Below are 10,153 nucleotides of genomic sequence, written 5' to 3' on the forward strand. Positions count from 1 at the left end.
CTCCTTGGCAAATGGAAGTACGCGGCAACCATTTCTGAGGCAGGCTCCTTTTTATAAACGAATTTTGCTTAACTTACCTTAGAACCGTCCGTAAAAAGCGTCCCGGTATACTTCCGCCAGCTCCGTCACCAGCGGCATGCGCGGGTTGGCGGTGGTGCATTGGTCCTCGAAGGCGCGGTCGGCCAAATAATCGACCTTCGACTCAAAGTCGGACGGGTCGAAGCCTAGATCCTGGAATCTCTCCGGAATGCCGAGCGATTGGTTCAGCTTGCGGACCGCTTCGATCAGACTGTTGACGCCTTCCTCCGTCGTTTTCGCCGCCAGTCCCAGCATCCGGGCGATTTCCGCGTACCGTTCATCGGCGATGAAGTAGCGGTATTTCGGGAACGACGCAAATTTGGACGGCTTTTGGGAATTATAGCGAATGACATACGGCATCAGAATCGCGTTCGTTCGGCCGTGCGCGGTATGGTATTCGCCGCCCCATTTGTGCGCAAGACTGTGGTTAATGCCTAAGAAAGCATTGGCAAAAGCCATCCCGGCGATCGTCGAGGCGTTATGCATTTTTTCGCGAGCGGTCGGGTCGGCTGTATGAAAGGATTGCTCCAAGTACCGGAACACCAGCTTGATCGCGTGCAGCGCCAAACCGTCGGTGTAATCGCTCGCCATGACCGAGACATAAGCCTCAATGGCATGCGTCAGCACATCCATGCCGGTGTCGGCCACCGCCGTTTTCGGCAGGGAGTAAACGAGCTCCGGATCGATGATCGCCACGTCGGGGGTCAACTCATAATCCGCGAGCGGATATTTGGTCTGGCCCTCTCTTTTGTCCGTGATGACGGCAAAGGAAGTCACCTCGGACCCGGTTCCCGATGTGGTCGGGATCGCGACGAACTGGGCTTTCACCCCAAGTCGCGGATACTTGTAGACCCGTTTGCGGATATCCAGGAACTTTTGCTTCAGCGAATGGAAGCTGGTGTCCGGGTATTCGTAGAACAGCCACATCGCTTTGGCCGCGTCCATCGGGGAGCCGCCGCCCAGCGCAATGATGCAGTCCGGCTGGAAGCTGTCCATCAGCTCGGTGCCGCGTCTGACGGTGTCCACGGACGGATCGGGCTCGACATCGGAGAAAATCTCAACCGAAACGGGCTTTTCCCGTTTTCTCAGATAGTATTCGATTCGCTCCACATAGCCGAGCTTGACCATCATCGGGTCGGTGACGACCAGCACCTTGGAGATGTTCGGCATTTTCTCAAGATACTGCGTGGCGCCTTTTTCAAAATAAATCCGCGGTGGCACCTTGAACCACTGCATATTGACCGTCCGGTAGGCGACGCGTTTGATGTTAATCAGGTTTACGGCGGATACGTTGGAGGTCGTCGAGTTTTGGCCGTACGACCCGCAGCCCAGCGTCAAGGACGGCAGATTCGTGTTGTAGATATCGCCGATGGCCCCATGAGTGGATGGGGAGTTGACGATCACGCGGCCCGTTTTCAGTTTTTCGGCAAAAGCTTCTATGATCCCGTCGTCCTTGGAGTGTATGACGGAGGAGTGGCCGAGTCCGCCGAACTTGACGATTTCCGCGGCGCGTTCGATGCCCTGCTCGGCTGAGGCGACTCTATAGCACGCCAGCACCGGGCTGAGCTTCTCGGCGGACAGCGGGTAATCCGGCCCAACGCCTTCCAGCTCGGCAACGAGGATTTTTGTATGCTTCGGTACCGAAAGACCGGCCATTTCGGCGATTTTGTAGGCGGGCTGTCCGACGATCACGCCGTTCACGGCGCACCGCTCACCGGTGATCACGAGACCGGACACCGCTTCGGTTTCCGCTTTGTCGAGGAAATAGCAGCCGTTGTCCGTCATCATCTTGCGCACTTCATCGTAGATGGGCTCTTCGATGATGACGGATTGCTCGGAGGCGCAGATCATGCCGTTGTCAAAAGTTTTGGACAAAATAAGATCGGTGACCGCCTGCCGGAGATCCGCCGTTTTTTCGATAAAGCACGGGACGTTCCCCGGCCCGACGCCAAGCGCCGGTTTGCCGGTGCTGTAGGCGGCTTTGACCATCGCCGACCCGCCCGTGGCCAGAACAAGCGCAACGTCCGGGTGGTTCATGAGCAGCGTTGTTGCTTCCAGCGACGGATGCTCGATCCACTGCACGCAATGCGCCGGAGCCCCGGCCGCTACGGCTGCGTCCAGCAGCGTTTTGGCCGATTCGGAGCTGCATTTTTGCGCGGATGGATGAAAGGCGAAAATGATCGGGTTCCGCGTTTTTGTGGCGATCAGCGTTTTGAACATCGTCGTCGAGGTCGGATTCGTTACGGGCGTGACTCCGGCGATGATGCCGACCGGCTCGGCCACCCGCTGATAGTTTTCATAAGGATTTTCTTCAATGATACCGACGGTTTTGTCGTTTTTGATACTGTGATAAATGTATTCGGTGGCAAAAAGGTTTTTCGTGATCTTATCCTCGTACACGCCGCGGCCGGTTTCTTCCACCGCCATTTTGGCGAGCAGCATATGCTTGTCCAGCCCGGCGAGCGCCATGGCTTGCACGATGCGGTCAATTTGTTCCTGCTCCATGTGCAGGTAAGCCTCTTGCGCCGCCTTGGCCCGGGTTACCAGACGGTTAACCTCTTCCTGCGCGGCGTTTTTCTTGTCTGTCGGCTCGGCAGCGGCGGACGCTTTGGCTTCGGCCGGGCTTTTGGTTTTGACAGCCATTCATTTCCCTCCCTATGGAATAATTGAACGTATTAAAGGCAGAAGTTCAACAACCTAGCCTTATAAACAAGTACAGTTTTTCCTGACGGCACCTTCTTACCCAAGCCAGTTTCTGGCGTACCCCTTTCAATCTTGCGGAAATGCGGAAGTGGCGAAATCGCCCACATTATCCAATTTGAACATCCTTTAGATTTGTCCGGGTTGCATCATACTAAGCGCATCTGTGAATCCATGATGAAGAGCTAAAGGAGGAATCAGGACAATGACCATGCAGGCATGGGAAGGTTTTAAACCGGGAACCTGGCAGGAGGAGATCGACGTCCGCCAGTTCATCCAGCTGAATTACGAGCCCTATGAGGGAGACGAGTCTTTTCTGGTCGGAGCGACGGAGGCGACAATGCAGCTCTGGAAGGAGTTTATGGAGCTTGCCAAGCAGGAACGGGAAAAAGGCGGCGTGCTCGACATGGACACCTCGGTGGTGTCGAGCATTACTTCGCATCCCCCGGGCTATTTGGACAAGAGTCTTGAACGCGTCGTCGGTCTTCAAACCGATAAGCCGTTCAAGCGTTCGCTTCAGCCTTACGGCGGGATTCGGATGGCGCAAAACGCCGTCGAAGCTTACGGCTACAAGCTGGATCCGGAGGTCGAGCACATTTTCACCACGTACCGGAAAACGCACAACCAGGGTGTTTTTGACGCCTATACCCCGGCCATGAAGCTAGCCAGAAAAGCAGGCGTCATCACGGGGCTTCCCGACGCGTACGGCCGCGGCCGCATTATCGGGGATTACCGCCGGGTTGCGCTGTACGGCACCGATTTTCTGATCAAAAGCAAGCAGGATGAACTGTCTTTCTTCGACGAGCGCGAGATGAGAGACGATATTATCCAGGCCCGTGAGGAGATTACGGAGCAGCTTCGCGCCTTAAACGAGCTGCATGAGATGGCGGCCAGCTATGGATTCGACATTTCGAAACCGGCGGGCACCGCGCAGGAGGCTTTCCAGTGGCTTTACTTCGGTTATCTGGCCGTGATTAAGGAGCAAAACGGGGCGGCGATGAGCCTTGGCCGGACTTCCACTTTTTTGGACATTTACGTTAATCGCGATCTCAAGGCGGGCCGAATCGACGAGCAAGAGGCTCAGGAGCTGGTGGACCATTTTGTCATGAAGCTGCGCATGGTGAAATTCGCCCGGACGCCGGAGTATAATCAGCTGTTCAGCGGGGACCCGACCTGGGTGACGGAATCGCTGGCCGGGATCGGTCAGGACGGCCGCCCGCTAGTAACGAAAAATACGTACCGGTTCCTGCATTCGCTGGAAACGCTGGGGCCGTCGCCGGAACCGAACCTGACCGTGCTGTGGTCCACCCGGCTGCCGCAGAAATTTAAGGAATATTGCGCGCGCATGACGATTCAGACCAGCTCGATCCAATATGAGAACGATGATCTGATGCGGACTTATTTTGGCGACGATTACGGAATTGCCTGCTGTGTTTCGGCTATGCGCATCGGGAAACAGATGCAATTTTTCGGAGCCCGGGCCAATTTGGCCAAGGCGCTTCTGTATGCAATCAACGGCGGCATCGACGAAAAGATGAAGGTGCAAATCTCTCCGCCCATGCGGCCGATCACCTCGGAAAAGCTGGATTTTGACGAAGTGATGCAGGCTTTCGATCATATGATGGAATGGCTGGCGGAGCTTTATATCGATACGCTGAACGTGATTCACTACATGCACGATAAATACTGCTACGAACGTATCGAAATGGCGCTTCACGATCAGGAGACGATGCGGACGATGGCGACCGGGATCGCCGGGCTGTCGGTTGCCGTTGATTCGCTCAGCGCCATCAAGTTTGCCTCCGTTCGGCCGGTGCGGGACGAAAACGGGATCGCCGTCGATTTTATCCTGGAAGGGGAGTATCCGGCCTACGGCAATAACGACGATCGTGTCGACAACATCGCGGTCGATCTGGTCAAACGCTTCATGCGCAAGCTGAAAAAGCATTCGACCTACCGCCAGTCGAGAACAACGATGTCGGTGCTGACCATCACCTCGAACGTGGTTTACGGCAAGCTGACCGGGAATACGCCGGACGGACGCAAGCAGGGCGAGCCGTTTGCGCCGGGGGCCAATCCGATGCACGGCCGCGACAAGAAAGGCGCGATCGCCTCCTTGTCCTCCGTGGCCAAGCTGCCTTACGAATACGCGATGGACGGGATTTCAAACACGTTCTCGATCATTCCGGGTGCGCTGGGTAAAAACGAAGAGGACCGGGTGCGCAATCTGACCGCCATCCTCGACGGATACGCAGCCAAAGACGGCCATCATCTCAACATCAACGTATTCGACAAAGAAACGCTGCTCGACGCGATGGAGCATCCGGAGGAGTATCCGCAGTTGACCATCCGCGTATCGGGTTACGCCGTCAATTTCATCAAGCTGACGAGAGAGCAGCAGCTTGACGTCATCAACCGAACCTTTCACGAAATCATTTAAGCCGGGAGGGAGAGCCGATGGAACAGCAGGAAGGCCGCATTCATTCCATAGAAACCTCCGGCATGGTCGACGGGCCGGGGATCCGGTACGTTGTTTTTATGCAGGGCTGCTTGCTGCGCTGCCAATATTGCCACAATCCCGATACATGGAAAATCGGGCAGGGGCGAATCGTCACCGTGCAGGAGCTGGTCGATGAAATCCGCGGGTATCTCCCGTTTATGCAGTACTCCGGCGGCGGAGTAACGGTAAGCGGCGGGGAACCGCTGCTGCAGGCCGATTTTCTGCTAACCCTGTTCGAGGCCTTGAAGCGGGAATTCGGCATTCACACCGCGATTGATTCTTCCGGCGGGTGCTTTACGAGCCGCGGGCATTTCTTCGAGACGCTGCAGGAACTGCTGAAGGTGACGGATCTCGTGCTGCTCGACTTGAAGCATATCGATCCGGAGAAGCATCTCAATTTGACGGGCAAATCCAATGAGCATATTCTCGAATTCGCCCGGTATCTCTCGGACGCGAGGATTCCGGTCTGGATCCGGCATGTGCTGGTCCCCGGCATCTCGGACGATGAGGAAGACCTGCGGCGACTGGCCGATTTCATCAAGACGTTGAACAATGTCGAGCGCGTGGAAATCCTGCCGTATCACGAAATGGGCAAATACAAATACGAGCAGCTTGGCATCGAATATCCGCTTGCCGCCACGAAGCCGCCGGATGAAGCGACGATTCAAAAGGCGAAGGAGATTTTGGGGGCGCGGTAGGAGACGCAGCACGGATTTTCGGCACTTGCGTTCCGAGGCACCGGATCATAATGGACAAAGCGGTTGCCGCAGGGCGGCCGCTTTTTAATTTCGCCTTTGTTCCCGGAATGAAACCATTCTCAAAGGAAGTATGTATTATAATTAAGAAAAGTCTTAACGAGGAGGGACGGTTTGTGGGAATCTTGGCGAGGTTTCGGGATGTTATGCGGGCCAATCTCGGCGGGCTGGCGGCCAAGGCGGACGACCCGGAAAAAACGGTCGATGCATACATACGCCGGTTGAACAGCGATCTGGGACAGGTAAAGGCGGAGACGGCCTCCGTGCAGGCGGAAGAGGAGAGAGCGCGGAGAGCGCTTGAGGAATGCGGCGCGGAGATCAAAAAGCTGCAGCGTTATGCGGAGAAATCCGTGGAATCGGGAGACGAAGAGGCAGCGCTTCGGTTTTTGCGGCAAAAGGCGACGAAGTCGGAGCAGCTTGCTGCCTTGAAATCAGCCTATGAGCAGGCGTCCGCCAACGCGGCAAAGATGAAACAAATGCAGGATAAGCTGGTTTCCGACATCAGCGGGCTTGAAGCCCGTCATATGGAGTTAAAGGCCAAGCTGGCGGAGGCTGAGGTGCAGCGGCAGAAAAATGCGGACAGCGGAGTTGGAGGAGTGAACTCGGCTTTTGGTTCCATGGAGGAGAAGGCCGAACTGGCCTTGAACGAAGCGCTGGCCCTTGCCGAACTAAGAGCCGGCGTTCGTGAGGACGATTTGGACGAACTGATTACTCAATTGGAGAAAAGCGCGGCGGAGAAAGCGGATCAAGCGGCTCAGGGAGCGGATGCCTCGGCGGAGGTATCTCCTGAAGACGAACTCACGGCCATGAAGAACAATATAAATCAAAAATCCTAGCGATCTTGCTGGAATTTGAGGTGAGCGAATGCCGGTTATTGAATATAAATGTCCGAATTGCGGCAGCGGCATGACGTTTGACAGCGAAACGGGAATGCTGTCGTGTCCAAGCTGCGGCCGGAAAGAAAATATCGATCATCTTCCCGACCCGCTGAAGAATCAGGTGTTTTCCGACGGCGAGATCAAAGAATACCACTGCGAAAGCTGCGGCGCCGTGATCGTGACCGAACCCGAGACCAGCGCGACCACCTGCGGCTTCTGCGGCTCGGCCGTGGTTCTTAGCGACCGCTTGACCGGAAAGCTGGCCCCGGTTCAGGTGATTCCTTTTTCCATCAGCAAGGAAGAGGCCATGTCCGCTTTCAAAAAGTGGTGCCGGAAAGGCCTGCTGACCCCGAGCGGCTTCATGACCGCGAATCGTATCAAGGGGATCACGGGCATGTATGTGCCGTTCTGGCTGTTCCATCTGCATAACAACGTGGAGGTGCATGGCCACGGCACCCGGGTGAGAAGCTACCGGAGAGGAGACTATGAATACACGGAAACCGATCACTTCGAGATTTACCGGAAAATCGTCCTTGATTATTCCCGGCTGCCGGTCGATGCTTCGGAAAAGATGAATGACCGGTTGATGGACCGTTTGGAACCTTTTCCGTACGACCAGCTTAAAACATTCAAAACCCCTTACCTCGCCGGTTATATCGCAGAAAAATACAGTTACACCGGCGAGGAACTGCTCCCGCGTGCGGAAGAGAAAATCCGTCCTTATATCGAATCTTACATTTCCTCCACGATAGGAGGGTATGCAACGGTCAGCTACACCGACAAACGGATCGACACTCGTGTCAAGCAGTCGGATTATGTGCTGCTCCCGGTATGGATGGTGTCCTATGACTACAACCGGTCGGAGCATACCTTTGTCATGAACGGCCAGACGGGCAAAGTGGTCGGCAAGCCGCCGCTCAGCAAAGCGAAGATGGCGGCGTGGTTCGCCGGAATTTCCGCCGTGGTCTTTCTTTCGTTGAAAACCGTATCGTGGATGATGGGAGGCGGATTTCTATGAGAAAACGGCTTACGGCAGTTGGATGTCTGCTGATCCTGGTTCTCATCTTCATCGCGGCGTTCCCGCTTCGGACCGCCGAAGCCGCCGAAGGCGACAAGCCTCTCATTTTCGACGAAGCCCATCTGCTTAGTCCGGCGGACTCCGAGGAATTGAACGCGCTGGCCAACCGATTGGGAGCCGAAAGAGAAACCGACATTATTGTCTTTACGACGGATAATCCGAATAACGAGGATGTCGTCAAGCTGACCGAGGATTTTTACGACGACCGCGCTCCGGGTTATGACCATCCCCATGGCAATGCCGCCATTCTGACGCTGGATATGAAAAACCGGGATATCTATTTGACCGGATTTTATAAAGGGGAAGAGTTCCTGAACGATAGCAGGCTGGACAAAATCAGGGATAAGATATCTCCTTATCTAAGTGCCGGGGATTATAAACAGGCTTTTGGCGAATACATCGAGTCGGCTCATCGTTATTTGGGTGTGAAGCCGGGTATATTTTACAATATATGGTTTCAATTGGGCGTCGCCCTGGCGGTCGGAGCCGTCGCTGTCGGCGGGATGGCTTACCGCTCCGGCGGAAGGGTAACCGTGAGCGGCAAAACCTACGAGGATTCCGGCAACTCCGGCGTGCTGGAGCATCAGGACCGCTTCCTCCGGACCACCGTCACGAAACGGAAAATCGAGAAAGGCGGCGGATCGGGAAAAGGGGGCGGAGGCGTTACCGGCGGCGGGCATTCGCACAGCGGCAGCAGAGGATCATTTTAACGAAAGGGTGAGGGAACGATGAGCTTCTTTAAAAACCAATTTTCGAACGTGGTGGAGTGGGAAGAATTCCGGGACGACATGATTTTCTGGAAGTGGAGCAACCGGGAGATCAAGAAGTGGAGCAAACTGATCATCCGCTCCGGTCAGGACGCCATTTTTATCAATAACGGCAAGATCGAAGGGATTTTCAAGGATGAAGGGGAGTTTAACATCGAGTCGGAGATCATCCCTTTCCTGTCCACGCTTAAAGGGTTTAAGTTCGGCTTCAACAGCGGGATGCGGGTCGAGGTGTTGTTCGTTAACACGAAGGAATTTACAGTCCGCTGGGGAACGCAGAATCCGGTGCTGATCCCGACGCCTCAACTGCCCGGCGGCATGCCGATTCGCGCGAACGGCACGTTCAATTTCAAGGTTAACGACTATGTGACCCTGATCGATAAAGTGGCCGGCATCAAGCAAGGTTATCTGGTGGAAGACGTGAAAATCCGGATTACCTCCGTGCTGGATCAACTGCTTATGAAATGGATCAGCCGGGAAGGCAAGGATATGTTCAATCTGCAGGCGAACGCCGCCGAAATTGCACGGGGGATCCGTGAAGACCTGGATATGCAGGTGATGAACGACGGACTGACGATTACGGGCTTCCAGGTGATGAGCTTCAATTATCCGAAGGAAATCCAGGACATGATCAACAAGACGGCGTCGCATGAAATGATCGGCAACCTCTCCAAATACCAACAGGTCAGCATGACCGACGGCATCGCATCAGGCAAGGTGCAGGGCGGCGGGGCCGCAGCGGATATGGCGGGGATGATGATGGGCATGAATATCGCGAATGAGATGCTGAAGAACATGAACGCCGGCCAAAGCGGTACCGGAAGCCCGGGTTCCCAGCCGTCCGGCGGAGGACAGGGGCCGTCGCCCGCAGCGGCTTCGTCCGAAGGGCATAAACGGCCAAACTTCTGTCCGAACTGCGGCGCGAAAAACGAGGGAGCGAATTTTTGCCCGAATTGCGGACAAAAGCTGGCTTAATGTGATGATGTTAGCACGGCTTTCATCCGATTTTATGAAGATGAGCATGCTCTTTGCGGGCATGCTCATTTTTTTCATATGATGGTTTTATGCCGGCTGCATAAGAAAACTGGATATTAAGTGGTACTTCTTAACTATGGAACTAAATTGATGGATCCCACTAACTGGAAATTCTCCTGTTAATTGAAGCCTAATTGAATCTGGTAGAGTAATAACAGGAAATTCTCCAACTAAATCATCGATTTAGGCCGCTACCCTGCTCATATGCCGAAATTAGTTAAGATGAACGAAAGGCAGCCCCTGTTCGCACACCGTAGGTTAAAAATGGAAGTGATAGATCACCATTTCAGAGCTACATGCGAAAGGAGCTGTTACTATGAAGAATACCATAAAATATGTAGGTTTGGATGTATCCAAAGAAA

The 10,153-nt window shown here is 54.7% G+C and carries 7 protein-coding genes; 6 read left to right on the forward strand and 1 reads right to left on the reverse strand.

Annotation, left to right across the window (positions count from 1 at the left end; genetic code table 11):
* Positions 1-78: 78 nt before the first annotated feature.
* Positions 79-2,721 (reverse strand): bifunctional acetaldehyde-CoA/alcohol dehydrogenase, encoded by a 2,643-nt coding sequence (gene adhE, locus ACI48K_RS17020; protein WP_475028806.1) that lies wholly within the window; start codon positions 2,719-2,721, stop codon positions 79-81.
* Positions 2,722-2,989: 268 nt separating this feature from the next.
* On the opposite strand from adhE, the gene pflB reads away from it, so the two are divergent.
* From pflB to ACI48K_RS17050, 6 genes are all read left to right on the forward strand, one after another.
* A complete protein-coding gene (gene pflB, locus ACI48K_RS17025) occupies positions 2,990-5,218 on the forward strand; it encodes a formate C-acetyltransferase (protein ID WP_475028819.1) in 2,229 nt (742 codons plus the stop codon).
* Between the two features lie 17 nt (positions 5,219-5,235).
* Positions 5,236-5,976 carry a pyruvate formate-lyase-activating protein gene (gene pflA, locus ACI48K_RS17030; protein WP_475028807.1) on the forward strand — a complete coding sequence of 247 codons (741 nt, stop codon included), beginning with the start codon at positions 5,236-5,238 and terminating at the stop codon, positions 5,974-5,976.
* Between the two features lie 173 nt (positions 5,977-6,149).
* Positions 6,150-6,869, forward strand: a complete 720-nt coding sequence (locus ACI48K_RS17035; protein WP_475028808.1) for a PspA/IM30 family protein — start codon at positions 6,150-6,152, stop codon at positions 6,867-6,869.
* 28 nt (positions 6,870-6,897) lie between these two features.
* Positions 6,898-7,929: a TFIIB-type zinc ribbon-containing protein gene (locus ACI48K_RS17040; protein WP_475028809.1), complete on the forward strand. Its 1,032-nt coding sequence runs from the start codon at positions 6,898-6,900 to the stop codon at positions 7,927-7,929.
* Positions 7,926-8,699 carry a TPM domain-containing protein gene (locus ACI48K_RS17045; RefSeq protein WP_475028810.1) on the forward strand — a complete coding sequence of 258 codons (774 nt, stop codon included), beginning with the start codon at positions 7,926-7,928 and terminating at the stop codon, positions 8,697-8,699. Before ACI48K_RS17040 ends, ACI48K_RS17045 begins: the two co-directional genes overlap by 4 nt.
* A gap of 18 nt (positions 8,700-8,717) precedes the next feature.
* Positions 8,718-9,731: an SPFH domain-containing protein gene (locus tag ACI48K_RS17050; protein ID WP_475028811.1), complete on the forward strand. Its 1,014-nt coding sequence runs from the start codon at positions 8,718-8,720 to the stop codon at positions 9,729-9,731.
* Positions 9,732-10,153 lie beyond the last annotated feature (422 nt).

The sequence above is a fragment of the Paenibacillus terrisolis genome, assembly GCF_056171975.1.